Here is a 25,755-nt window from a genome sequence, read left to right as displayed (position 1 = left end):
AACAGTTATTTAGGTGAAGTAGTTACATCAGGTTACTCTGTCGATGTGGTTTTAGAGAATATTGAGTCGGGCTTACCGAATGAAACACCACAGGGTAAAAGATATCGCCACACTCAAAAATTATTTGAAGCGCAAAATGACTTGTTCGGGGATGAAAATGTCTAACAAAAGCAGTCACTGGGGCAAAATTTCCGCTAGGTGCCAATTTTTCCTGTGTCGCGGGCATTACAGGGACTGAATGAATCACTGGGTTATTGTGAGGACAGTAATTATAGGGTTTGCGGGTATATCTTCAGCCCTTGCTCCAGCAGATCCCTCTATGCAGGTCTTAGTTGGATTGGAAGCTGTGCTTGTTGGATTTCTCTTCTTTCCGGTTATCGTATGTATAGGGCTCTGCGTTTTTCTGCCTTTCCGTAGCGCAAAGCTGAAGTTGTCAGAGCATTATTGGAGCCATAGTCCTTTTGATTTTTCAAGGCCAGAGCAATTTTTCCATATGGCCGGTTATGGAGTGCTTGCGACGGGTGCAGGATTATTGACGAGCGAACTCTGGGGAAGTAGCGTCGGTCTGGTGAGCGCATTTGCAGTGGCTGCTCTCGGAGGTGGGATACTTGTGGGGCTTTGGATCTTAGGGCTCTTTGCGCGAAGGCAGGCAAAGTTTTAAGGCCAGACGCATAGTTAAGCCCTCTAACCAGGCCAATCACAGCAACAACTTTTTCATTACGGCTTCACCTCAACTACAAAACTGAGCGTGTTGGCATCGTTAACATTCAAGGAAGAAAAGATGCAGTCAACCATTAATAAACCTCTTCTCGTTGCAGCAATCTGTTGCTTTTTGGCCGCTCTGGCTCATCTTGGCTGCATTGTTTTCGGCGGCGATTGGTATCGCTTCTTTGGTGCTGGTGAGCAAATGGCCCGCATGGCAGAGCAAGGGCTGTGGTATCCGACAATCGTTACCTCAGTTATCGTACTGGTACTTCTGGTATGGGCGCTTTATGGCCTATCAGGTGCCGGTGTTATTAAACCTTTGCCGCTGACAAAAATAGCGCTAACGCTGATTAGCAGTATATTTTTACTGCGAGGTATCGCTTTTGTTGGCTTAATGCCAACGTTCCCGGAAAACAGCCTGACGTTTTGGTTAGTGAGTTCGGGTATATGTTTGTTTATTGGTAGCCTGTTTGCGGTAGGCACTTGGCAGCAGTGGTCGGTTTTGGGTAGAAAAAATGCCTAACTCGCGTTCGATGGTCGCGGGGACCAAGCCAAAACTCCGCTCGATTATCGCCGGCGCATTTACGCTAGTTGCCACCTTAGCGGTATCCGCCAGCGAACCGCTGCCGCCGTGGCAGCAAAAACTTGAGCAATCGGCGTTTTCCGGCACCGTATTAATTGCTAAATCCGATACTCTAATCTTTCAGCAAAGCTTTGGCCTGGCCGACCGGGAAAACCAGCGCGCCTTTGATAATACTACGGTATTTGATATCGGCTCACTCACCAAGCAATTTACCGCGACAGCAGTCATGCAGCTGGTAGAGCAGGGCAAGTTATCACTTACGGCAACTATCGATAACTACCTGGCGGATGTTCCTGCCGACAAAAAACAGATCACCATCCATCATTTATTAAGTAACTCGTCAGGCTTGCCGACTAACCCGCCCAGCATCAGTTTTTACGACGTTATCGATAGCGAGAGTTACACGCGGCAGGTGCTGCAGCTGCCATTAGTTGCCGCCCCTGGCGAGCGCTATCACTATTCGAACCTGGGTTATTACTTGCTGGCGCAGCTAATTGAAATGGCATCAGGCCAGAATTGGGAAGCCTACATTCAACAGCACATCCTGTTACCGGCAGGTTTAACAGCAACCGGCTACCGCCTGGCGGATATACCGCAACACAGGTTGGCGATAAATTACGGTGCTGATCCCAACTGGTTACAACGGGCGTTTCGGTTACGAGCCAAGAGCCGCAGTGTTGGTGACTCGTTGCAGCATCTGCGCCAACAACCGGGCAAGCGCTGGTTCGAAGGTGCTGGTGGCTTTGTCTCTACCGCGCAAGATATGCAGGCCTGGTACCTGGCAATGCAGGCAGGCCAGATCTTAACCGCAGCCTCCTGGCAGCTGATGTTTACACCGCATATTGCCGAGAATACTGAAAAAGGTTCCTATTATGGCTATGGTTGGGCTATCGACAAACAGCATGGCTTTAACAGGATTAATCACACCGGCTCAAACGGTTACTCCTATGCAACCTTCGATTACTATCCGGAAGTTGGCTTATTTATTTTTACCGCTTCGAATGATATCGACAATTATCCCTATTCGCTGCTAACGGAAATTAAGCAGTCGGTGTTAGAGACAGTAGTGGCTAAGGATTTAGCAGAACCTTAAATGTTTTCTCCAACTTGCAAACGTAATCTGTTGGCTTACATTTATAAAGTTCGCTATTAAGGTATAGTTTATATACCTACGTGAATAATCTCGGTCAGGCGGTCGCGTAAAGCGGAGGTGGCAATTTATGAAAGCTAAAGTATTCGATAAAAAGTTTGATGATAATGCGGTCGACATTATTGATGACCTTGATCTGTCGACAATTAAGCGTCCAAATCAGGCACAGCGGCGTGTGAATGTAGACTTTCCTGCCTGGATGATTGAGTCACTTGATCAAGAGGCCAATCGGATCGGCGTTACCCGTCAGTCAATTATCAAGGTTTGGCTGGCTGAACGATTGGAAGAAATTGCAGCGAACAAAGCTCGGTCGTGAATTACGCGCTAAGTGCCGATTCGTGGAGCCATTAAGGTAGGGACTGAAGAAATAAGGATTTACAGTGAAAACCGAAGATAAAGACAACCTAAAAACCACAGCGCTTATTGCAACCGGGTTATTAACAGAATACGCCTTGTTCCAGTCCATGAAGCGCTCAAAAACACTTACCGTAATGGTTATTGTTGGCGTGATTTTCTTTGTTGGCTTTTTCTATTTTTTGTTTAATATCGCATAGCTACAAGTAGCCCGCCTGACGAAAAAGCTGTTCGGCTGGCAGATACCTTTGGCCACAATATCCAAAGGGTGTATCAGCACGCCAAAGTTATTGCTGGATCAGTAATCCGCAAAATACGAAGTTTATAGTGCACAATGGCTTGGTCCACACAGCTTACAAGCAATATTACAGGGCTAAGCACCCGATGATGATAACCAGTTTGTTACTATTGGTATTTAGCAGTTATCCGAATAAATCTTGTCTTGAAATTCCCACCAGAAACCTGCAGAGTTGATAACAAATAAGAAACAGAATGGCCGAAGTGGAAATGCTGTGTTCTTAATAGGTTTTTCTGCAGGCTCGTTTTGCTTCAAAAGGGATTAGATGACTCCAGACGCGCAGGCCAGGAACGAGATAATTCTAGTTGAAGTCGAGCGCCTTGGTGGTAGTTTCGTTTGGGAAGCGGAAACCTTCGCGGTCACTTTAATGGATGTTGCAGTCTCCGAGCAGGATGCAACAGTACTGCTCGAACTGTCCGGGATTGAACTAATCGCAATCAACGTCGCCCATATTTCGGCGCCCATGCTGATGTCCATTGCGCGGATTGTGGGTTTGAAATCCCTCGTCGTCACCGGACGATGCGTTGATGATAATGAACTACGCGAACTCGAGTCCCTGGGGCCAGTAGTTCAGGTAGTCGAGAATGAGGCGTAACCAGTTGCTGCATCTGATGCCGAAAAGGTTAGCAACTTTTCGGTGTCACTGAGCTTGGGGTTAAATTTCAAGGAAACATAGTGCAAATATCGCGGAAGCTAGAACACAAGCCGTGCGTGCGAATGTCACAAGTTAAAATACGCAGATGTCGCTATGCCCCTAAGGTGTTTGAAGCCTTATGTTCTTAAGGAGATAAATTTGAAACTTGCAGAAGCACTAAGTATAAGAGCCGACTTACAGAGAAAGGTAAGTCAATTAAAGGAACGGATCTTGAGGAATGCAAAGATTCAAGTTGATGAGAAACCAGCTGAAGATCCGAATGAACTACTTTTAGATTTAAACCAGGCTTCGAAAGAGCTTGTTGCTCTGGTTAAAAAAATAAATAAAACAAATAATGTTTTGAAATTTGACCAAAATAATACGATGGCAGACATCTTGGCAGAGCGAGAGCAGTTGGCTTCTTTGCGAGATCTCTATAGAGAACTCGCCAAACAAGCCACTGTTTCCCAAGATCGTTATAAAAAGTTAGAAATCAAGTTTATGCCTGCAGTGGATGTAAAGACCGTTCAGAAGCAGGCCGATGACTATGCCAAACAGTTCCGTGAGCTTGACGTAAGGATACAAGCATTGAACTGGACTGTAGATTTGATTGAGTAAAGAAGTACGGTAAGTTTGTATTCGGGCGAATGTTTCCCGTCAACTGGGTTAAGTTGTACTAAGGTGAGGTGTAGGGGCATGCCTCGAAGGTTCAACTCCTTCAGTTATTGTTATCCCCTGTATTGTGTACATTAGAACATAGTACTCATTACTGTTACTCCCAAAAACATTGACGGTTACAGGCTGAGGGTGGGTATGGGGTCTTCTTTGACTTAGCAATTTGGGTGTAATCCTGATTTGCAGTATATTTCTAGTGCGTGGTGCTGACACTATTCGTTTAACGCCAGTGTTGCCGAAAAACAGTTTGACTTTTTGGTTGGTGAGTTCGGGTATTACTTATCGGTAGCCTGTTTGCAGTAGGCACTTGGCAGCAGTGGTCGGTTGGGGAACGTTAATGCTGATCAATACAGTACTGGCCCAGGGCAAAAATCGTAGCAGTTTAGTTTGGTTCCTAGACTCATTAATTTTAGGCCCAATCGCGACGTTAATATTGGCTTTAGTTCCGAAAATTAGCTGAAAAAAATAGACTTTAATATTCGGATAACATGTAACAAACCTTTAACAAGCTGCTGTTGCGAGCTTTCTTCACTACAAGGATAGTATTTCAAGATGTTTGATAAGCCAGACTTTTCTTCATATTCATATTCAGACCTGCTTGATGCAAAAGAGCATATCGATAAAGAAGCCTACCCTGAGCGTTATGCGGAAATCGTTAATCTGTTACAAACCAGAGTGCAACCGGCAGAACCCAGGGAGGTGCCAGAAGAAGAACGTCCGATCAGTAAGTACTCAACTTTCTGGCCCAGATTTTTTGCTGCGATGCTCGATGGCCTGGTGTTTTTTGTTGTTTTATATGTGCAATGCTTAATTTTTGGTATTGAATACGATGCCAATGATAATTTTCTACAGGCTGTAAACGGTTTGCAATTCGCCATTTACGCCATTCTGATGCATGGCTTTTTTGGGCAGACGCTCGGCAAAATGGCGATGGGTGTAAAGGTACTCAATCACGATACCGAAACAAAGATCAATCTAACGCAAGCCCTGCGCAGAGAGTCGGTTAATTTGGGGTTAAATATTGTCTGGTTCTTTCTGATTTTGACGGTGGGGGGTTCGTTTGAGCTGCACGGCGATATTTCTGAAAATCTGGCTTTGTTAGTGCTCGGATTCGGAGTGTTTGCTTTTGTTTGGGCGGTATCAGAATTTGTCACTATGCTGTTTAACGACAAACGCCGGGCAATTCATGACTTTATCGGTAAGACCGTGGTGGTTCGAATCTGACAAGCGGCACTAACCACGACAGGATGAAAGACAGTAACGCGTAAAGATTTGGTTGACCCTTAAATTGTTTCCTGCCTGGATGATTGAGTCACTTGATCAAGAGGCCAATCGGATCGGCGGTACCCGCCAGTCAATTATCAAGGTTTGGTTGGCTGAACGATTGGAAGAAATTGCAGCGAACAAAGCTCGGTCTTGAATTACGCGCTAAGTGCCGATTCGTGGAGCTGTATAAATTTGACCAAGGACACAACAACATAAAAGGATGATGATGAAAACTTTGCGCGATATAACAAAGCTTGGCTCTACGGCTATTGGAGTGGTTTAAATGTTTGGCAAGGAACGAAAGCATAAAATTTTTTCCGGCGTCTTATTACTGACGGCTGCGGTGGTTTTTGCCGGCTCGGTTATCAATGTATATGAGTATGGCGCAGTTTCTTTCGAAACGGTTTCAGGTTTTGGTAGTGTTTTACTGCTGGTCTCATTCGCTTTAATTCCTGAGTTTGCGTTTTTAAAACTCTCTGAGGCTTTCAAACTAACCATGCGAAACAGCAGAGAAATATTTTCAGAAAAGCTTTTACTTATCGGTGTGCTGTTAGTCGTTGCCGGTTTTATTGGCAGATTGGTGTTTTAACCTGTATTCCCAACCACGATATCTGGCCGTTGCTAAGAATGGAGAAAAGGTTATAGCAAAGGCCAAAAGTATAAGTATTCTCAGGGCATTGTTTGCTCTTTTAAGGCGCAAATTACCAAGCAACGCATGTTCAGCTGCAGTATCGCTAATAAGTAATAAGGTCAGTAACCCTCGCTGATACTTATACGGAAAACAATAACCGGGGGAAAGAAGGAAATACTATGTTATCTAAAATCGTTATTAACCTTTATACCGTGCTGCTGGAAATTGGTCTGTGGCTATTTTTGTTGGTTGGCCTGGTTGCCGGCTGGCAAAGCGGCGGCTTTTTCGGCGCCATCTTTGGACTTTTCGCTGCTGCGATCTTTGGTGCTGTGTTCTTTGGCGCCTTTTTAGTGATCAACGATATCCGGGCCAGAGTAAAGGCTATAGAAGAGAAAAACTAAACGCATATAGATGGCTGGCGCGCCATCTGTACGCTGTTTTCAGTATCGCCGGTGTTACAGCTTAATCATGTCGCCAAAATCAGAGCCGCGAGCTTGGATACTCTGTTTGGTCGGGTTTGACTTGCCATTGGCTGGCGTATTTATTGCGCTACTGTTAGATTAATCGGCGTTGTCATTTACGCCGTGCTCATCAGTATGTAAGCAACCTGGGGCGTTACGCGCAGGTGATAGAGTGACAAGCCGGTTGAGCAATAAACTCGGAATTTTTATTGGCACAGATTATTAATGAAATGATTGCTTTGTTGGCGTTACTACTCGTAAGCCTGACTGGCGGCTATCTGGTTGCGCTTGGGCTAGTGGCGCTGTTGCGACCCCAGCAAGCGCAGTCTTTTTTGCTCGGTTTTGCCAGCTCTGCTCGGCTGCATTATCTGGAAATTGTGATCCGGATGCTGGTCGGTCTGGCATTTATCTATAGCGCTGAATACGTTTTTTCCGCCAGGGCCTTTACTGGCTTTGGTTGGTTATTGGTGCTGACGTCACTGCCGCTACTCTTGCTACCCTGGCAATGGCATCGTCATTTTGCTGCGAAAGCGGTTAGCGCCTCTCGCCACTATCTGGCGTTTATTGGGGGGGCTGCCTTAATGCTGGGTGTTGCTATCTTATTGGCAATACTAAAAAATATATCAGCGCCGGCTGGCGCGCCGTTAAGTTTTCTGCCGGCATTAAAGGGCGACTACTTTAAATTCGATTCTGCCGAGGTCAACAGACCTTTTCATATTTATGTGCGTCTACCTGCCGATTATGACACCGCAACGACCCGCTACCCGGTGGTTTATCTGTTGGATGGTGATTCACTGTTTCCGATCCTGGCGGCAAATCATTTATTCCTAACTTATGATGAGGACTTACCGGAAGCCATTATCGTCGGTATTGCCTATGGCGCTTTTGACAGTAGCGTAAATAAACGCAGTTATGATTTTTCGGCGCCGACAGCTGATGCCTCGGTAGAACAAGGTGGCGCACCGGCCTTTCAGCGTTTTCTGGAGTTGGAATTAATGCCAGAGGTGGCCAGACGTTATCGAATTGATAGTGGCAAACAAATTTTATTTGGTCAGAGTCGGGGAGGGTATTTTGTACTTTATTCTGCGTTTACCCAGCCTGATTTGTTCTGGGGGCGAATAGCCAGTAATCCGACCTTTGAGCCGGGAGCCGCGATGTTTTTTAGCGCGCCGCCGTCCGCAACGAAGCCAGATCTGGGTCTGGTGCTCACCAGTGGTGCACGGGATTGGCCCAAACTACGTCAGGCAGCGTTAAACTGGCAGCAACACTGGCAGACTGAAGCCGAGGCACCATGGCAAACTCGAGTGATTACATTAGATAACGGGACTCATGCTGCCAGTAGTACGGAGAGTTACCGCCAGGCGATGTTGTGGTTGTTTAATCGCTCAGATAAAGATACTGCGCCGCGAAACGAGTAGGATGAGTTCAACCTTGTGATGCTATGGCAAGCAACACGAGCGGATAATAGATTAACGGAGCCGTATGAAAACCATTAGTTTTGAAGATTTTTTGCAGGTAGAGCTACGGGTTGGCCGCATCATCAGTGCTAAAGTCTTTGCGCAGGCACGTAAGCCGGCCTATATTCTGGAAGTAGATTTCGGCGAGGCGATTGGGGTACGCAAGTCGAGTGCGCAAATTACCGTACTGTATCAACCAGATGAGCTTGTTGGCCGGCTGGTGGTAGCGGTAACCAATTTTCCTGCCAAGCAGATTGGCCCGCTGATGTCAGAGTGTTTGGTAACCGGTTTTCATAACGCGGCCGGCGATGTCGCGCTTTGTGTGCCGGATCAGGAGGTGCCGCTGGGAACTCGCTTGCTCTAATGTTTGCTGGTACCCGGTTATAACTGCAGTAGCTGCCGTTGTAACGGCTTTTAGCTCATATCATGGTGAATAAGCATGGTGAATGCAGCCGCCAGGCTATGAATATAATAAGGTGAAATGTTATGGAACAACTAAAAAATCGGGCTACCGCCCTTATCCTAGGTTTGGTGCTGGCGTATGCAGCGCTTTGGATTATTGGCGTTGGCGCAGCTATCGCTATCCCGGCTGAGCTGCTTAGACCCCTGGCGCAGGTATCAACGGTGCTTGCTTTTACCCTGGTTGATGTACTGACCATCGCAGTACCTTTGACTGCCGCCTTCTTAATCTTGGCTTTTGTGGTTAAATTATTGATTAAAAAGCCTGATGTTAGCTGTTATTTGTTGCTGTTAGCTCCTTTGGTGTTAACGCAGTTGTACTTTACGCTACAAGCTCAGCCCATCATTTTGGATAATCTGCTGGTTATGCTACCGCGTTATCTGCTGCTGGCTGCGTGTTTTTACTTTTTGGTACGTAGCAATAAGGCCGTTAAAGCTTGATTGCTGTGTAATCTTTGAATAATCACTCTTACTAAGCTCAATCTAAGACCTGAATTTAACAGGCCGCTATTTATAAAAAGGAAGTTGTAGAATGGAATTGGATGTTGATTTTTCAAAATACTCTTTGGATGAATTATATTCTGTGGCCGAATCGATAGATCGAGAGGCCTATCCGGACCGCGCTCGGGAAATCGATCAACGTATCGCTGAAAAGGAAAAAGAGCTGCCACCGCAAGTTACCCTTAATCCTAATCCGGCAGGGAGTTTGGCATCTCGAGTTGATAGGTTATTTGCCGTAGTCGTTGATGGATTGATTAATGCAATCGCCTGTATACCAATGATTCTTTACGTTGGCCTGGACGCCTTTCGGCAGCCAACGTTGTCGCTTATTCTCGGCAGTATATTATATGGCTTTGTAGTGGTTGCCGTTTTGCATGGTTATCTGCTTTACACCAACGCTCAAACCATTGGTAAGTATTTAATGTCTATCAGAATTGAGAACCTCGATGGTACCAAAGCTGATTGGAAAAGAATCGTCTTCTTACGGATGCTGCCGGTCACGATTACACATCAATTAACGATTATCGGCCAGATCATAGTTGGTTTTATAAACCCCTTGATGATTTTTGGTAAGCAGAGAAGATGCCTGCATGACTATGTCGCCAAAACCAAAGTATGCAATGTGGCTCGACCTGACTGACCAAAGCGTAAAGTGAGTATAGCTGTGATGAGTGTGCGCATCGAATACTTGGTGCTGCGTTGGTCGATTTTACGACTTAGTGTTAACACGTGACTAAATAAGGAAGATGATGACTTTTGTTCGGCCGGTAATATTACAGCGGGACGATGTGCGCCTGGAGCCGCTGGCACTTGAACACGAAGCCGGCTTGCAAGCGGCAGCGGCTGATGGTGAGTTATGGCAACTGCGTGTTACCTCGGTGCCGACCGCAGAAGATACACGCGGCTATATTGAACGCGCCCTGCAAAGCCGGGCGGCCGGGCAGCGCTTTGCCTTTGCTGTAATTGAGGCCAGCAGCGGTAAGGTACTGGGAACCACCAGTTACCATGATATCTTACCCGAGGTGAAACGATTAGAAATTGGCTATACCTGGTATGCCAAAAGTGTGCAGCGCAGCCATGTTAATACCTGTTGTAAGCTACTGTTGCTTAGTCATGCTTTTGATACGCTGGGTTGTAATGTGGTCGGTTGGCGGACGGATAACTTTAACTTTGCCAGCCAGCGCGCTATTGAACGGCTGGGCGCGAAAAAGGACGGCGTGATCCGCGGCCATGCATTGCGGCGTGACGGTACTATCCGCGACACCGTCATGTATAGCCTGCATCAGGCAGAGTGGCCAGAGGTGCGCGCCCATCTGGAATATTTGCTGCGCCGCACTAATGTTGGCTAGGGAGCTTGTTGCCCGAGGAGTGACGATGGCAAATTTAGAACAGGTGTATCAGGCGTTACGGCCACTGCTGGCGCAGCATGCTGCTGTTCTGGTAGTAACGCATGATGAGCCAGAGCAGTTATATCTGGATACTGCCTTTTTGCAACAGAATAAAAAGCCACTGTTTTTCGGTGCGGTGCAACTAAAGAAAAACTATGTCAGCTACCATTTGATGCCGATTTATCTGGCGCCCGAACTGTTAGATGGTATTTCAGCGGCGTTGCGGGCGCGGATGCAGGGCAAATCCTGTTTTAATTTTAAAACCGTCGAGCCTGAGTTATTTGCAGAGCTAGCCTCCTTAACAGCGGCTGGTTTGGCGTATTATCAGCAGCAGGGTTATTTGGGCTGAAAAAAAACGGCCTGCAGAGCAGGCCGCTATCTGGTAGTTAATCTTAAACCACCTCCATAAGCATAAGAGGTGGGTTATTACTAGAAGTTTAAACTTACAGTAAAGCTGGCAGTGCGGCCGGCGCCAATCAGGTAAGCGCCTTCGCTGCCACCGGTGATGTAGTCTTTGTCGGTCAGGTTATTGATCACAAAAGCTAAATCTACGCCGCTAAAGAAACTGCTGTTATCCAGGGCTTTTTCGTAGCCCAGATAGGCATTTAGCAGGGTGTGGGTAGGCAGTTTGTCGCGGTTCCACACTTCGCTGCCGTCGCTGGCAAAGGTGTGTTTTGCGGCACCAAAATAGCTATCAACATACTTAGCACTTACACCAGCACGGTAGTTACCATCGTGATAGTTCAGCGCTAATGACAACATTTTCTCCGGAATACCCGCCAGTTTATCGCCTTTACGGTAATCCCTTACCAATACCGGAGCACCGGCCGGCGTGGTTTTACTGGCCAGTACATCTTGCGAGTACTCGGCACGGTTAAGCGTTAAAGAACTGGTCAGGCTCAGGTTTTGGCTAAGACGCCAGTCGAGGCTGCTTTCCATACCGCGGGCATTAACACCACCGACGTTGTCAAAGTTACCATCACCGGCGGCCAGATAGTTTGGCGTACCATCGGCTGCGGTGGCATAACGCAGTAATACCACCCGGTCGTTAAATTTGACATTATAGATAGCGGTGGAGAAGCTAAACTGCTGACCGAAATAGCGGATCCCCAGATCCATATTGGTCGCAGTTTCCGGCTTCAGGTTTTGCAGCTCGGCTGCCGCCTTGCCTTCGAGGATACTGTCGGCAATGGCTTTAAAGTTCTTCGAATAGCCGGCAAATAGCTCCAGATTGTTGTTCAGGGCATAAACCACACCGGCACTGGGTAACACGGATGAGTTACTGTCAATTTTGTCCTTGCCCTTACCATTTAAGTTGTCGGTACGGCTGATATCGACCAGGTATTTTTGCACCCCAAGGGTTAGCTGCAGATCACCCAGAGTGATTTGATCCTGCAGATAGAATTTGGCGACGTTGTGTTTATAGTCGTCATCAAAATGTACCCAGTATGGCTGAGCATTAAACTCGTAGGAAACCCGCGGATCGACAACATCATGCCAGTCGCGGGTTTGGTTACGTTGCTGTGATTCCAGCCAGACACCACTGCGCAAACGGTGGTTATCCAGATCCCAGGTCAGGTTGGCAGTAGTACCGTAGCGGGTTTTATCATAGTGGGTGTGCCGGTATGATGACACGCGCTTGGCACCCGGCTGGTTATTATTACCATCCAGGATCGGAATGCCGGCGGCGGTAACATGGGTATAGTTTTGACGACGGACACCAGCGCCTTTATTCAGGCGGTTGCCGTTGGCGTCAGTGGCATACACCTGAAACGGTGGTAACCAGTCACCGCGACCATTTTGCAGGTGCAGGTAAGGGGTAATATCCAGCTCCAGATTATCCGACAGATACCACTCGGTTTTCACATAAAACAGCGTATTTTCACGCAGTGTAGACCAGGCTTCAGCAAAGTTTTGATCGATTTCGGGATCACCGGTCCAAACGGTGGTTAAGCCATCCCAGCGAGGCGTGCGTTTAAAGTGCGCCAGAGAAACCGGCTGATAGTTGTCTTCATGCGCATCGTCATAGGATAAACGGGTCGTGATGCGCGCTTTATCCAGTTCGGTGACGGTTTTTAGTTCTAGGTGCAGGCGATCTGCGTGGCCATTACTGCCGGTACCCATCCAGCGATTATTAAAGCTGTCTGACACGCTGAAATAGGCCGTGGTGTTGCCGATCTGGCCTGTATCATAGCGGGCAAAGTAGCGACGGGCATTATGGCTGCCGCTGGTATAAGCAAAGCGGGCACCGGCTTCGGTTTGTGGATTATCAGAGACAAAGTTTAGGGTACCGCCCAGGGCATCCAGTGAGGCGGACGCGATATCGGCGCTGCCCTGACCAACTTCAACCAGACGGGTGTTCTCAACATCCAGATAGCGGTTGGCTTTGCTACCACCTGCGTAGGCCGAGCCGCCATTCGGGATACCGTCTATAGTAATGCCCAGTTGCTGGTCGGCGCGGTCAATGACAAAGCCACGCATGCTGATGGTAGTGGTGTAATCATCGCTACCAAAGGCATCACCCTGACCAACGTTAATACCGGGTAAATTATTAATCAGATCCATTACGTTGCCAATTGGCGCCTGTAACAGCTTCATATTTTCATCCGTAGTGTTATTGGCATAGCTAACGCGCTTACCCAATACAGAAATCACTTCTACGGCTTTTTCATCGGCCAGTCCGGCATCCTGTGATGCTGCTTGTGTCGTGGTTTGGTCGGCCAGGGCTTGAAAGCTGAGGGCGCTGATCACCGCCAGGGTGAGCAAATTGACGTTAAAATGTCGCACGGTATTCTCCAGAAGCGCTTTATGGTTATAGGTTCCGTCATACTGGTCAGCCCAGTATGACGGAGGCTAAGTGTGCCGCTGGAATGTTACAGAAAAGTTTAAATTGAATTTCAGTTTGATGAAATATTTACTAAATATGCAATGTTATAACATGCAGTTAGCATAAAAGGTGGTGGTGGCAGGCCAATCTGAAAACACGCCAATCACCCCGACCTGTTGTGCCAGCACGTCGAGCAGTTGCAATGTCATGCTATCGTCACTGGTAATGCTGCTGATAGATTGATAGTACCAGCCGCCACCGGCAGCCAGTGGGCCTGAGCGCTCCAATGACCAGGTAATGAGCTGTAAGCCGGCGGCGCGTGCTGCTTTGGCATAGGCGGAGGGGACCAGTTTGCCATTTTCGACACTAACCAGCACCCATAGCGGTGGCGCTATGATATTCAGGCCCTCGGCCTTTAACTCGCTAAAGCTTGGGCTGAGTTGTTCCGGATGCGCCGGATCATAGTGCTCAGCGTCAACGCGATCATCCAGAAACACGGCTTGTTTGGCAAACTCCGGTTCATGTTTAAGCCAGTAACGGATATCCGCCAGCTGAAAGGATTGCGGCCATACTTCGGAAGGTTTCACGCCGGCTGCTTTATACTCGTTAATCAGTTGCTGAGCATAGTCTTGCTGACTGTAGTCGCCTTGATATGGCATAGCGACTTCCGGCGCTTTTAGCTCTGGCGTCATCATTACGCCGTGTTGCTGAAACAGCGCGATACTTTCCTGATGGCTCAGTGGCGCGCTGCATTGCTGATACAGGGTAGTACGCCAGTCCGGGCTGCCGTTCAGGTAATCGGTTAAGTTATCAGCCTGAAGATTAACGCCATCCATTTTTGCACAAAGGCTTTTGTATTCAGCGAGGCTGATATCGGAAGTGCAACATTTGGCACTGGCGGCTTGCCCGTTGCTTGCCGGGGTAAAAGGTGTGCTGCATTTAGCGGCCAGCTCCGGGCGCAGCAGGATATCCGTCGTCTGGTGCAGGTCACACTGCGCATGCCGGCAAACCAACTGTTTATCCGCAGTAAAGGTGACATCACATTCGACAATGCCGGCGCCCATGCGGATCGCCGCCAGGTACGAGGCTTTACTGTGTTCAGGGAACTGCAAGGGTGCACCGCGGTGGCCAATTGAAAACGGGTGGCGTTTCGCCGGTTGCTGTAAACAGGCGCTAAGCTGCTGTTTAAGGTCACCTTCAGGCAGTAAGTCGGTTAAATAGCCGGGGCGGGGGCCGAGCTCGGCGTGGGGCAAACTGAGAATAAGCAATAAGGATGCTAACATAAGGCGCACAAATGATAATAAAGTGTAATTATAGCCTAGTCAGCTAAGGTGACACTTTTATTAAAGCACAGAGAAAGCGCAGCGAAAGCACAGATAAATTACACAGAAATTACAGATAAAGCACAGAGCGGGACTGCTATTCTGGCGAGTAGCAGTCCCTGGCAGCGCAGTTAGTCGGCGCTTGTTGTTGTCTCTACCGTCGCTTGCACCAGTGCCAGGCTGATGCTTTGCGTTTCCTGATTAATGTCGCTGATTTTTACCTGTACCTGTTGTCCCAGCTCAAACCGTACTGTATCACCCTGATAGCAGCGGCCTTCTTCCCAGTTAGCCGTAAGCGGGTTTTGCTCGTCGTTGATGCTGGTCAGGGCGATAAAGCCCTGAGCGCCGTTTTCCAGTAACCGTAGCCGGATCCCGGCGCGGTTGATATCCTGAATTTCACCGGTAAAGGTTTGGCCGCTGTCGATGGCGCTGCTTAAAAACTGGCAATATAGCCAGTCGGCGATATCACGCTCGGCCCGTCGCTGAATTTTGCGCTGCTCTGCCAGACGTTTGGCGAGTTCTTCTGATGGCGCCTCTGCCGGGCGTTGCAGCAGTATGGCTTTGAGTAAGCGCTGATTGACCAAATCACTGTATTTACGGATCGGCGAAGTCCAGGTGGCATAGTGTTCGGCGCCCAGGCCGAAGTGCGGCGCCGGAGTGATACTGACGCCGGCATAAGCCTGGTAGCGGCGGATCCGGTTATCCAGATAAGGCGTGGGTAGCTGATCCAGCCAGCGACGCAGCTGGCAGAACCCGGAGAGTTGCGTCAACGCTTCACCCTGCACTGGTGCAGCAAAGCTGGCTAACAGCTCATTGAGCGGGTTAAGTTTGCTGCTTTCAAAGCCGCTGTGGCTATTAAAGACACCAAATCCCAGCTGCTCTGCCAGATAACGGCCACAAGCCTGGTTGGCGGCGATCATTGCTTCTTCGACCATCACATTGGCAATACGGCGGTGTTCGGCGTGAATGGCGATTACCTGACCTTGCTCATTTAATGCAAAGCGGTAGTCCGGCTTATCCTGAAATACGATGGCATGGGTTTTACGCCAGTGCTGGCGGGCTTTTGCCATCGCACAGAGACTATGCAGTTGGCTGGCCATTACTTCAGAGTCAGGTTGCCAGTCGCCAGTGCCGCTCAGATAATCAGACACCAGCTGATAATCAAAGCGTGCCTGTGAGCAAATGGTGGCCAGCTGAAACTCTGGCGCCGAGCCGATGCTGCCATCTTTTAGGATCTGCAGGCGTAACACCAGCGCCGGGCGCAACTGGCCGGGGTGCAATGAGCAGAGCTCGTCGGCCAGTTGCCGTGGTAACATCGGTACATTGCGACCTGGCAGATAGGTCGTAAATAGCCGCTCGGCGGCAATGCTATCCAGCGCTGAGCCGGCATGGATATAGGCATCCGGATCGGCGACCGCCACCTGCAATAACCAGCCCTCGGCCGTTTCGCTGATTGCAATGGCATCATCCATATCCTGGGTGCTACTGCTGTCGATGGTAAAAAACGGCGTGGCGCTAAGATCGGCGCGTTCCAGCTCAAGCTGGGTTAATTCGGCGCTAAGTTCAGGCGCGGCTTTAGGTAAATTATGCCGGGCCAATACCACTAACCAGGGCGCGTTGGCATCATCGGCTTTGGCAATCAGCTCCGTCACCTCGACCAGAAACTGCTCGTCTTTTAAGGCATGCTGCACCAGGCTGGCTTTCACCCAATCGCCTTCACTGAGTGCTTTATCTTCCACGCCATTTACCGCCTTGGCTTTTAAGGCGTCTTTAAATAACGGTAGGTCGGGAAGTACTTGCAGACGATTTTTAAAGCGTTTTACCCGACCGACAAAGTGGCTCAGACCACTCTCTAACAGCGCTTCCGGCTCGGCCTGCGTTTTATCATCGGTTTCACGGACCACTGCCGTAATGCGATCGCCATGCAGCAGCTTTTTCATCAGTGGCGGGCTGATAAAGTGACTTTCTTTATCACTGACTTCCAGAAAACCAAAGTTCTTGGCGGTGGCTCTGACCACACCCTCTTTAACGGGCAGCGATTCACGCAGTTGCTGTTTCAGCTGGGCTAACAGCGGGTTATTTTGCAGCATAGATTCTTACTCTGTCCAAATTCGCCGCCATAATACGGGGTTATGCCGGCGAAGCCAACCGGTGTGTATTGTTGCCGGCCTGGCCGCAAGTCGGGCTTTTCTTTTCGGTAAATTTATGGTTAATTAAAAAGGCAAGACCAAGATACAAACTTGTCGGAGTGCATCAGGGCGATATTGCCCTGAAGCTGAGACCGCATTGCGGGATCCGTTGAACCTGATCAGGCTAATACCTGCGAAGGGAACAAGTAGTGATTATGTACCAGCTGACCAGCTACGAATACCGAGGCTTACAAATCTCTATTCTGAGTTGTGTCATCTGATAAGCAAGGCAAGACCTGCTGAATAGCAGTTTGATTTTGCTGCTGCTGACACTTAATCCTATCCAACACTCCTGACAAGCATTTTCCCTTAACTTTTTGGTGAGATTGCTATGTCAAACACAGAATTATTTACCCCAGAATCACAAACAGCCCCAACTCAGGCGACATCTAACCTTGTTGAGTCCAGCATATCGTCACGTCGCGCACAGCGCCAGGCGGCACGCGATTTTATTGCTCAGCTGCAAGGCGAGGCCTATCCCAATTCGAAGCGCCTTTATTTACCGGGCAGCCGGCCGGATATTCAGGTGGCAATGCGCCAGATTATGCTGGCTGATACGGTGGTTGGTGGCACGCCCGAAGCGCCCATTACTGAGCCGAATGAAGCCGTGCCGGTATATGATACCTCAGGCCCTTATGGCGATCCGCAAGCCTGCATCAGTGTTGAAGATGGCTTAGCGCCGCTGCGCCTGCCGTGGATTTTAGAGCGGCAGGATACTGAGCAATTATCGGGGCTAAGTTCGCGCTTTAGTCAGCAGCAACAGCTGGAAGCGCCAGTGCCGCATCGGTTAAACCGGCAACCTTTGAAAGCCAAGCCGGGTAAAAGGGTTACGCAATTGCATTATGCCCGCGCCGGTATTATCACCCCGGAGATGGAATATATCGCCATTCGCGAGAATATGGGCCGCGATCAGGTTAAAAGTGCCTTGTTAACGCATCAACATCCGGGGCAGCCCTATGCCGCGGCCTTACCTGCGCAAATCACAGCGGAGTTTGTCCGCGCCGAAGTGGCCGCTGGCCGGGCCATTATTCCGGCCAATATTAACCACCCTGAAGCCGAACCGATGATTATCGGCCGCAACTTTCTGGTAAAGGTGAACGCCAATATCGGCAACTCGGCAGTGACCTCCAGCATTGAAGAGGAAGTGGAAAAGCTGGTGTGGGCCACGCGCTGGGGCGCCGATACGGTGATGGATCTGTCTACCGGGCGCGATATTCACCAAACCCGCAGCTGGATTATCCGCAATAGCCCGGTACCTATTGGCACAGTGCCGATTTATCAAGCGCTGGAAAAAGTCAAAGGCGTGGCTGAAGATCTGACCTGGCCGGTTTTTCGCGATACCTTGTTAGAGCAAGCCGAGCAGGGCGTTGATTACTTTACTATCCATGCCGGGGTGTTATTGGCTTATGTGCCAATGACCGCCAAGCGTCTGACCGGCATTGTATCGCGTGGCGGCTCGATCATGGCCAAGTGGTGCTTAACGCATCAGCGCGAAAATTTCTTATATGAGCATTTTCGGGAAATTTGTGAAATTTGTGCTGCTTATGATGTGTCGCTGTCGTTAGGCGATGGTCTGCGTCCGGGTTCGATTTATGATGCCAATGACCAGGCTCAATTTGCTGAGCTTGCGACCCTGGGGGAGCTAACCAAAATCGCCTGGGAATATGATGTACAGGTGATGATTGAAGGCCCGGGCCATGTGCCGATGCATTTGATTAAGCAGAATATGGATGAGCAGCTGAAACACTGCCATGAAGCGCCATTCTACACCCTGGGACCACTGACGACCGATATTGCTCCGGGTTATGATCATTTCACCTCGGGCATTGGCGCCGCCTTTATCGGTTGGTTTGGCTGCGCCATGCTGTGTTATGTCACACCAAAAGAGCATTTAGGCCTGCCCAATAAAGAAGACGTGAAACAGGGGCTGATTGCCTACAAAATAGCTGCCCATGCTGCGGATCTGGCCAAAGGGCATCCGGGTGCACAAATTCGTGATAATGCGATGTCGAAGGCGCGTTTTGAGTTTCGCTGGGAAGATCAGTTTAATCTGGCGCTGGATCCGGCAACTGCCCGTCAGTATCACGATGAAACCTTACCGCAAGCGTCGAACAAGAGCGCGCATTTTTGCTCAATGTGTGGCCCGAAGTTCTGCTCCATGAAAATTACTCAGGATGTACGTGATTATGCCGCCACACTTTGAGTTGATGCCGCAGGCGGCTAAAGTGAGTAGCAATAAAACTGAGGCTACCAAAGCGATTGTCTGGTCTATTGCCGGCTCTGACTCGGGTGGTGGCGCTGGTATTCAGGCGGATTTACTGACCATGCGCGCCTTTGGCGTGCATGGCTGTAGCCTTATCACTGCAATCACGGCGCAAAGCTCGGTAGAAGTGGCGCGGGTGGAGCTGGTATCTGAACAGATGCTGGCCGCGCAGTGGCAAACTTTACTGGCCGATTTACCGCCAGTCGCCATTAAAATTGGTTTAGTGGCGAGCCGCGCGCAACAGCAGCAGCTCGCAACTTTACTCGCAACCTTGCCGACAACGATACCGGTAATAATCGATCCGGTGTTAATTGCCAGTTGCGGTGATACGCTAACGCTGGATCCAGGCTCGGATGCCTTGCCTGAGCTGCCAGCGCTGTATCGCTTTGCCAGTTTACTGACGCCCAACCTGCCGGAATTAGCCGCTTTAACCGGCTTAGCGGTAACAACCCCTGAACAGATCATCACAGCGACAGAGTGCTTGCTGACACAAGGGGTGCGAGCGGTATTGGTAAAAGGCGGTCATGCCAGTGGTTGTAAACAGCTGGCGCTGGATTATCTGGCATCGACCAGGCAGCAATACTGGTTAGCCAGCCCCAGAATTGATACCGAGCATAATCACGGCACAGGATGTAGTTTAGCGAGTGCTATTACCAGTGGTCTGGCGCTAGGATATCCGTTAGATGATGCCGTTGTGCTAGCCAAAGCCTATCTTAACCGCGGGCTGAGTGCGGCTTATGCCACGGGGCAGGGGCCTGGCACCTTAAGCCACTTGCCATTGCCTGTTGCCGTCGAACATTTTCCACTTTGGCTTAATACGGCGCAGGTACAGGCGCTGTATCAGGGGGCGAGCTTAGCGGATTTAACACCGCCATCCGCCGCTTTTGCGCCTTTAGCGCAAGCGGAAATGGGGCTGTACCCGGTAGTTGATTCGGTAGCCTGGTTAACGCGGTTATTACCGCTGGGGGTTAACACCATCCAGCTGCGAATTAAAACGGCTGATCAGCAACAGCTGAGTGCTGAAATTGCGGCAGCCATTGCGCTGGCCAAGCAGTATCAGGCGCAGCTGTTTATTAATGATCACTGGCAGCTGGCCTTGCAGCTTGGCGCCTATGGCGTGCATTTGGGGCAAGAAGATTTAGCAACCGCCGATCTTCATGCTTTACAGCAAGCCGGTATTCGCCTGGGGGTTTCGAGCCATGGCTATGCTGAGTTGCTTCGCGCCAAAGCGCTGCAGCCGTCTTATATTGCGCTTGGGCATATTTTCCCGACCAAAACCAAGCAAATGCCCTCGCAGCCACAAGGCGTGGCCAGACTGGCGCAGTATGTAGCCTTGGCAGCACCTTATCCAACGGTAGCGATTGGCGGCATTAATGCTGAGCGTATAGCGGCGGTGGCTGCTACCGGGGTAAATAGTATTGCGGTGGTAACAGCCATTACCGAAGCAGCCGATCCTGAACAGGCAACCCAGCTGCTGATGGCGCTCTTGGCAAAAGCTAAGCAGGAGGCACACGTTCGGCAACTGGCGCAAGCCAAAGAGTTTGCGCAGGCTATAAACGAGGTCAACGCAGTATGTCTGAACTAACAGCAGCCCAGCAGCTGCGCTATAGCGTACAACTGCTGCTGCCGGAAATGGATGAGAGCCAGCAATTGCGATTGTCGTATAGCAAGGTGTTGATTATCGGTCTAGGCGGCTTAGGCAGCGTGGTAGCGTCCTATTTAGCCGGAGCTGGCGTGGGGCATTTACTGCTGGCCGATGATGATCGCGTTAGCTTAAGCAATTTACCCAGGCAATTACTCTATAGCACGGCCGAGGTTGGCCAGTTAAAGGTCGATGCTGCCAAAGCGCGGTTACAGGCGCAAAACCCGGATCTTGCCATTACCCCTCTGGCTGCACGCTTAACCTTGCCTGATCTGCTGGCGCTGTTACCTGAGGTTAATCTGGTATTGGATTGCACTGATAATGCCAGCAGCCGCTTAGCGATTAATCAGGCCAGTTATTTAGGGCAGGTGCCGCTGATTAGCGGTGCCGCCAGTGGTTGGCAGGGGCAGCTATTGGCGCTTCAACCCTGGCTGGGGCAGGGCTGCTATCAATGCTTATACCCCGATTGGCAGGATAGCCCCAGCTGTTTAGCGGGCGGCATATTAGGACCCATGGTTGGCACTATTGCTTGTCAGCAGGCGCTGCTGGCGCTTAAACACCTCTTGCAAATAGGCGATCTGTCCTTTGGCCGCTTGCACTGTTTTGATGGCCTGCGCGGCCAGAGTAGTCAGTTACAGCTGCAACAGGATCCGGCATGTCCGATCTGTGCCGCCGGCGACAGCCGACCTATTTCGCCCTAATTCGATTAAAGAGAGCAAACGCGATGCTGATTTATTTTAATCAACAACCTTTTTCATTAACGCCGCCTTGCACTGTGGCAGAATTTTTGGCCGCGCAACAACAACTACGCCCCGGTATCGCGGTTGCCATTAATCAGCAGGTGATCCCGCGTAGTTGCTGGGATACTCAGCCGCTTAACGATGGCGATACGATTATGCTGTTTACTGCCATAGCTGGAGGGTAAATATGGCCTATCAAATAGCAGGACACACTTTTCAATCACGTTTACTAACCGGCACCGGTAAATTTCAAAGTGCTGGTTTAATGCAGCAAAGTTTAGCAGCCAGTGGTACCGAGCTGGTCACCATGGCGCTTAGGCGGGTCGATTTGATGACACGTCAGGATGAAATTTTACCGGTGCTTAGCGCACTGGGCGTTAAGCTACTGCCAAATACCTCTGGTGCTCGCACCGCCGAAGAAGCAGTGTTTGTGGCTGAGCTGGCGCGTGAAGCACTGCAAACGCACTGGCTAAAATTAGAAATTCACCCTGATCCGCGCTATTTATTGCCCGATCCCATTGAAACGCTTAAAGCCGCTGAATTGTTGGTGGCCAAAGGCTTTGTGGTGTTGCCGTATTGCGGCGCCGATCCGGTGCTGTGTAAACGTTTAGAAGAAGTTGGCTGCGCAGCGGTGATGCCACTGGGCGCGCCCATTGGCTCAAATCAGGGCCTGCAAACCCGCGATTTCTTGCGCATTATTGTTGAGCAAAGCCGAGTACCAGTAATAGTTGACGCCGGTATTGGTGCACCAAGTCATGCCAGCGAGGCGCTGGAGTTAGGCGCTACCGCGGTATTAGTTAATACCGCCATTGCCAGTGCCGCTGATCCTATTGCGATGGCGCAAGCCTTTAAACTGGCCTGTGAAGCGGGGGAGTTAGCCCAGCAAGCTGGTTTAGCTGCCCGTCAGCAACAAGCCGTAGCCAGCAGCCCGTTAACGGCCTTTTTGGAGAGCCTATGACAAGCAATGCCTTAGCCGATGCAACCATGGCGAATGATGCGCAAGCGCTGCAGCTTGAGCCCTGCGGCTTTAGTTTGCTGCTGGCCAGGCAAGATAGCCAGCAGTGGCAACAAAAAATTATGCAGGCCGATGCAGCTGCGGTGCAGCGTGCTTTAGCAAAAAAGCGCCGTGATCTGGATGATTTCGCTGCGTTAATTTCACCGGCGGCCGCGCCTTTTTTAGCGCAAATGGCCAGCCAGGCGCAGCTGCTTACCCGCCAGCGTTTTGGCCATGCGCTGCAGTTTTATATTCCGCTGTATTTATCCAATTTATGCGCGAATGATTGCAGTTATTGCGGTTTCTCGATGAGTAATGCGCTAAAAAGGCGCACCCTGACTCTGGCTGAGGTCGAGCAAGAATGTCAGGCGATTAAGGCACAGGGCTTTGCAACGGTATTACTGGTCGCCGGCGAGCATGAAAAAAAAGTCGGGCTGTCGTACTTTAAGCAGGTGCTGCCGGTGGTAAAGCGCTACTTTAGCTATGTATTGTTAGAAGTACAGCCGCTGGCCAGCCGGGACTATGCTGAGCTCAGGCAGTATGGACTGGATGGCGTGTTGGTGTATCAGGAAACCTATGATCGCCACGGCTATGCCAAACACCATATAAAAGGGAAAAAAATGGATTTTGACTGGCGCCTGGCAACACCAGAGCGACTGGGGCAGGCCGGGGTTGATAAAATAGGCCTTGGCGCTTTGCTGGGGTTAGGCGATTGGCGGCTCGACTCGTTATATCTGGCCTTGCACCTGCGTTACTTGCAGCAACATTATTGGCGCAGCCGCTACAATATGTCGTTTCCACGACTGCGCCCCTGCGCGGGTGGCTTGGCCGATCAGGTGTTACAGCAACATCAATCCGATACCCTGATCAGCGATAAACAATTGGTACAACTGATCTGCGCCTGGCGCTTATTTGATCCTGAGCTGGAGCTCAGTTTATCCACCCGGGAATCGGCGCATTTTCGCGATCATGTGGTGCCGCTGGCCATTACCAGTATCAGTGCCGGCTCGCGTACTGCCCCCGGCGCTTATGCCGATGTAACGGCCAGTCTGGAGCAGTTTAGCACCGATGATCAGCGCTCTGCCCAGCAGGTTGCGGCCAGCATGGCCAGCCGCGGGCTGCAGCCGGTGTGGAAGGATTGGGATGTCGGATTAGGGCAGATTTATAGAATCAATTCAGAGTGCTAGTTGCACCTAATGTGGCAAAAATTGCAGCTAAGTAGAAAAATATACGCCCCTGAACGGGGCGCATATTCGGTGTTAGAGATTGTTAACCGCTTTATTTAGTTGAGAAGCGACGCATGATCAGCAAGCCAGTGCCGAATAAAAACAGTACCGCTGGCACCGGAACATCGACTGGTGGCCGATCATCACTGAATCTGGCTGTGCCGATAAATAGCTGCTCATAGCCATTATTCAGGTTCTTACCAAAACCTGAGGTCGCACCGGTACAAATCTCATCATTCACAGCGCCAAACTGAGGATCGCAACCCAGTCTTAGATCAACATGCATGGTGTAGTTTGCCAGTAGAGCGTCGTCCAATGTAAAAAGATTCTTTAGCAGCGCATTAAGCTCTGGTGCAACGACAGCGTAGGCTGCAGCATTTGAGCCCAAGTTGTGGTTAACCGGGCCAAAGTCTTTAAGTGGAGAATCACAAGGAACAGGAATTGGAACTGCTGCACTGGTGGTATCAAGGCAGATTGGTCCGCCGGCTAATACATAGTCGGTGCTACTGTTGTTACCAATCAGTGGACCGGCACCGGTTGAGGTGTACGCAGTGGGATCGCCAAGAAATTGCCCGCCACCGCCTTGAGAAATGAGATCATATGCACCGCCATTGTTAGTAAAATCGAAAATGCCCAGACGATTGCCGTTATTGTCGGTAACTTCAAACTGCGCCCAGGCTGCCAGGCTTTGTAAATTACCACCATTATTATTGTTGTTGTTAAAAAACAACGCCATGCTTTCGCCAGCCAGATAATTACGTAAGGCAAGTAATGTAATGTCCCAGGTATTGGCTTTGTCACCAAAGAATTCGCCAGCACCATTCGGATCTGGATTAATGGCAGTACTAAAGAAATTTTGAGAGCTACTATTAGGCGTTTCGTAAGCACGTTCCACACCGCTAAGGCTGGTGTTGATACCTGCACCGGGAACACCACTGGCAATCACAATTTTGTCACTAATTTGTCCAACTGAACCTGGTATGTACAGCGGACAGGAGTTATTGAATGGGTAGCAACCGTTTTGGAGTGACGCAATAGGCAGTGAGTAGGAATTAAAATCTCCGTAGGTCACATAACCGGCGCCGGTAAGATCCACCAAGGCCGCTGAAGCGGAATAACTGGTGCCAAGCAGCATCAGAGTACACAGGTATTTTGTTTTCATATTCATGTTGGTCACCTCTTGGTGTATAACAAACTACGTATAAAGTACTATTGACTCTCGTAATGCATGAAGCGTTCCAGTTTTAAAAAAACAATGTATTCAATGCCTTATGTTGGATTGAGATATAATTAGAATATGAAGTGTAAAGAAAGCCGACACTTTTTTTTACCAGCGTCTGTTACGAGGTGTTTGAATTCAAACCGGTGAGTTTGGGCTTAACGCAGGTATCACTGCTGGCGCTTTGGGTCACCAAGTTACTCATATTGGGTGAATACCTTCTATAGTTGGGTTATATACTGTTCTTAAGGTGTAAAACTTTTAAACACCGAACGCTGGAGAACGAAGATGCAAACCAATCCTGTTGTGCATTTTGAAATTTATGTCGCTGATATGGCCCAGGCAAAAGCCTTTTATGAAGCCGTCTTTGCCACGACGCTGCAGAATATGCCAAGTCCGATCCCTGAGGTAGAAATGGATATGTGGTTTTTCCCAATGGATAAAGAAGCCGGGATGTCGCAGTATGGTTCTGGTGGTATGTTGGTGAAAATGGATGGCTTTTCTCCAGGAGCCGGCGGCACCCTGGTATATTTTGCCTGCGCGGATTGCGCCGTAGAGGCAGCTCGTGCCAAAAAATATGGCGGTGAGATCGTGCAACAGAAGCAATCTATTGGTGAGCATGGGTTTTGCGCGCTGGTGCGTGACACTGAGGGCAACCTGATTGGCCTGCATTCAATGCAATAAACCGGAAGCAACAATTAGCAGATTTCAGCTGTAGCCTGACGTTTAACCAAGTACCAGCTAACAGCGCTGCTTTGGTGTGGTAATAAT

Annotated in this window: 27 protein-coding genes, 1 pseudogene and 1 riboswitch; of the genes and pseudogenes, 24 read left to right on the top strand and 4 right to left on the bottom strand. The window is 49.6% G+C overall.

What is annotated here, in order from left to right; all coding sequences use genetic code 11:
* Positions 1 to 319: 319 nt before the first annotated feature.
* From AJE_RS01575 to AJE_RS01500, 17 genes and pseudogenes are all read left to right on the top strand, one after another.
* Entirely contained in the window at positions 320 to 661 is a 342-nt protein-coding gene (locus AJE_RS01575; RefSeq protein ID WP_008949359.1) for a hypothetical protein, read from the top strand.
* Positions 662 to 781: 120 nt separating this feature from the next.
* Entirely contained in the window at positions 782 to 1,228 is a 447-nt protein-coding gene (locus AJE_RS01570; protein ID WP_008610317.1) for a hypothetical protein, read from the top strand.
* A complete protein-coding gene (locus tag AJE_RS01565) occupies positions 1,221 to 2,381 on the top strand; it encodes a serine hydrolase domain-containing protein (protein ID WP_008949358.1) in 1,161 nt (386 codons plus the stop codon). Before AJE_RS01570 ends, AJE_RS01565 begins: the two co-directional genes overlap by 8 nt.
* Positions 2,382 to 2,508: 127 nt before the next feature.
* Entirely contained in the window at positions 2,509 to 2,754 is a 246-nt protein-coding gene (gene brnA / locus AJE_RS01560; protein WP_008610319.1) for a type II toxin-antitoxin system BrnA family antitoxin, read from the top strand.
* A gap of 64 nt (positions 2,755 to 2,818) precedes the next feature.
* The gene (locus tag AJE_RS18600; protein ID WP_008610320.1) at positions 2,819 to 2,992 is read left to right on the top strand and encodes a hypothetical protein; all 174 of its coding nucleotides are present in this window, start codon (positions 2,819 to 2,821) and stop codon (positions 2,990 to 2,992) included.
* Between the two features lie 363 nt (positions 2,993 to 3,355).
* Positions 3,356 to 3,685, top strand: coding sequence for a hypothetical protein (locus tag AJE_RS01555; RefSeq protein WP_008949357.1), 330 nt, complete (start codon positions 3,356 to 3,358; stop codon positions 3,683 to 3,685).
* A gap of 198 nt (positions 3,686 to 3,883) precedes the next feature.
* Positions 3,884 to 4,342: a DIP1984 family protein gene (locus AJE_RS01550; protein ID WP_039925688.1), complete on the top strand. Its 459-nt coding sequence runs from the start codon at positions 3,884 to 3,886 to the stop codon at positions 4,340 to 4,342.
* A 609-nt stretch (positions 4,343 to 4,951) separates the two neighbouring features.
* Positions 4,952 to 5,623, top strand: a complete 672-nt coding sequence (locus tag AJE_RS01545; protein WP_008610326.1) for an RDD family protein — start codon at positions 4,952 to 4,954, stop codon at positions 5,621 to 5,623.
* 67 nt (positions 5,624 to 5,690) lie between these two features.
* Positions 5,691 to 5,819 (top strand): annotated as a pseudogene (locus tag AJE_RS18705) (type II toxin-antitoxin system BrnA family antitoxin); the annotation flags it as partial.
* Between the two features lie 129 nt (positions 5,820 to 5,948).
* On the top strand, positions 5,949 to 6,254 hold the full coding sequence (locus AJE_RS01535; protein ID WP_008949355.1) for a hypothetical protein: 306 nt from the start codon (positions 5,949 to 5,951) through the stop codon (positions 6,252 to 6,254).
* 221 nt (positions 6,255 to 6,475) lie between these two features.
* Positions 6,476 to 6,697, top strand: coding sequence for a hypothetical protein (locus AJE_RS01530; RefSeq protein WP_008610328.1), 222 nt, complete (start codon positions 6,476 to 6,478; stop codon positions 6,695 to 6,697).
* 269 nt (positions 6,698 to 6,966) lie between these two features.
* Positions 6,967 to 8,175 carry an alpha/beta hydrolase gene (locus AJE_RS17910; RefSeq protein ID WP_008949354.1) on the top strand — a complete coding sequence of 403 codons (1,209 nt, stop codon included), beginning with the start codon at positions 6,967 to 6,969 and terminating at the stop codon, positions 8,173 to 8,175.
* 64 nt (positions 8,176 to 8,239) lie between these two features.
* Complete coding sequence (locus AJE_RS01520) at positions 8,240 to 8,578, top strand: tRNA-binding protein (protein ID WP_008949353.1); 339 nt, start codon at positions 8,240 to 8,242, stop codon at positions 8,576 to 8,578.
* Between the two features lie 122 nt (positions 8,579 to 8,700).
* Positions 8,701 to 9,114: a hypothetical protein gene (locus AJE_RS01515; RefSeq protein ID WP_008949352.1), complete on the top strand. Its 414-nt coding sequence runs from the start codon at positions 8,701 to 8,703 to the stop codon at positions 9,112 to 9,114.
* A 91-nt stretch (positions 9,115 to 9,205) separates the two neighbouring features.
* Positions 9,206 to 9,814, top strand: a complete 609-nt coding sequence (locus AJE_RS01510; protein ID WP_008949351.1) for an RDD family protein — start codon at positions 9,206 to 9,208, stop codon at positions 9,812 to 9,814.
* A 106-nt stretch (positions 9,815 to 9,920) separates the two neighbouring features.
* A complete protein-coding gene (locus AJE_RS01505) occupies positions 9,921 to 10,523 on the top strand; it encodes a GNAT family N-acetyltransferase (RefSeq protein WP_202799362.1) in 603 nt (200 codons plus the stop codon).
* A gap of 25 nt (positions 10,524 to 10,548) precedes the next feature.
* Entirely contained in the window at positions 10,549 to 10,911 is a 363-nt protein-coding gene (locus AJE_RS01500; RefSeq protein WP_008949349.1) for a hypothetical protein, read from the top strand.
* 80 nt (positions 10,912 to 10,991) lie between these two features.
* Here the strand turns inward: AJE_RS01500 and AJE_RS01495 are convergent, their stop codons facing one another.
* The 3 genes from AJE_RS01495 to AJE_RS01485 form a co-directional block, all read right to left on the bottom strand.
* Positions 10,992 to 13,349: a TonB-dependent receptor gene (locus AJE_RS01495; protein ID WP_008949348.1), complete on the bottom strand. Its 2,358-nt coding sequence runs from the start codon at positions 13,347 to 13,349 to the stop codon at positions 10,992 to 10,994.
* Positions 13,350 to 13,493: 144 nt separating this feature from the next.
* Positions 13,494 to 14,672, bottom strand: a complete 1,179-nt coding sequence (locus AJE_RS01490) for a glycerophosphodiester phosphodiesterase family protein (RefSeq protein ID WP_008949347.1) — start codon at positions 14,670 to 14,672, stop codon at positions 13,494 to 13,496.
* A 170-nt stretch (positions 14,673 to 14,842) separates the two neighbouring features.
* Entirely contained in the window at positions 14,843 to 16,801 is a 1,959-nt protein-coding gene (locus AJE_RS01485) for an exoribonuclease II (RefSeq protein WP_008949346.1), read from the bottom strand.
* 144 nt (positions 16,802 to 16,945) lie between these two features.
* Positions 16,946 to 17,059, top strand: a riboswitch (TPP riboswitch).
* Between the two features lie 250 nt (positions 17,060 to 17,309).
* On the opposite strand from AJE_RS01485, the gene thiC reads away from it, so the two are divergent.
* The 6 genes from thiC to thiH are packed head-to-tail and all read left to right on the top strand — an operon-like array spanning position 17,310 to position 23,726.
* Positions 17,310 to 19,103 carry a phosphomethylpyrimidine synthase ThiC gene (gene thiC / locus AJE_RS01480; protein WP_420167164.1) on the top strand — a complete coding sequence of 598 codons (1,794 nt, stop codon included), beginning with the start codon at positions 17,310 to 17,312 and terminating at the stop codon, positions 19,101 to 19,103.
* Entirely contained in the window at positions 19,087 to 20,748 is a 1,662-nt protein-coding gene (gene thiE / locus AJE_RS01475; RefSeq protein ID WP_008949344.1) for a thiamine phosphate synthase, read from the top strand. Before thiC ends, thiE begins: the two co-directional genes overlap by 17 nt.
* Positions 20,736 to 21,506, top strand: coding sequence for a HesA/MoeB/ThiF family protein (locus tag AJE_RS01470; RefSeq protein ID WP_008949343.1), 771 nt, complete (start codon positions 20,736 to 20,738; stop codon positions 21,504 to 21,506). Before thiE ends, AJE_RS01470 begins: the two co-directional genes overlap by 13 nt.
* 23 nt (positions 21,507 to 21,529) lie before the next feature.
* Positions 21,530 to 21,730: a sulfur carrier protein ThiS gene (thiS, locus tag AJE_RS01465; RefSeq protein ID WP_008949342.1), complete on the top strand. Its 201-nt coding sequence runs from the start codon at positions 21,530 to 21,532 to the stop codon at positions 21,728 to 21,730.
* 2 nt (positions 21,731 to 21,732) lie between these two features.
* Complete coding sequence (locus tag AJE_RS01460; RefSeq protein WP_008949341.1) at positions 21,733 to 22,503, top strand: thiazole synthase; 771 nt, start codon at positions 21,733 to 21,735, stop codon at positions 22,501 to 22,503.
* A complete protein-coding gene (gene thiH, locus AJE_RS01455; RefSeq protein ID WP_008949340.1) occupies positions 22,500 to 23,726 on the top strand; it encodes a 2-iminoacetate synthase ThiH in 1,227 nt (408 codons plus the stop codon). Before AJE_RS01460 ends, thiH begins: the two co-directional genes overlap by 4 nt.
* Positions 23,727 to 23,817: 91 nt before the next feature.
* Here thiH and AJE_RS01450 read toward each other — a convergent pair whose 3' ends face one another.
* On the bottom strand, positions 23,818 to 24,942 hold the full coding sequence (locus AJE_RS01450; RefSeq protein WP_138984182.1) for a hypothetical protein: 1,125 nt from the start codon (positions 24,940 to 24,942) through the stop codon (positions 23,818 to 23,820).
* A 330-nt stretch (positions 24,943 to 25,272) separates the two neighbouring features.
* Between AJE_RS01450 and AJE_RS01445 the strand changes: the two genes are divergently transcribed.
* The gene (locus AJE_RS01445; protein ID WP_008949338.1) at positions 25,273 to 25,668 is read left to right on the top strand and encodes a VOC family protein; all 396 of its coding nucleotides are present in this window, start codon (positions 25,273 to 25,275) and stop codon (positions 25,666 to 25,668) included.
* Positions 25,669 to 25,755 lie beyond the last annotated feature (87 nt).

This window comes from Alishewanella jeotgali KCTC 22429 (genome assembly GCF_000245735.1).
Classification (GTDB): Bacteria; Pseudomonadota; Gammaproteobacteria; order Enterobacterales; family Alteromonadaceae; genus Alishewanella; species Alishewanella jeotgali.
This window is presented reverse-complemented; position numbering and strand designations above follow the sequence as displayed.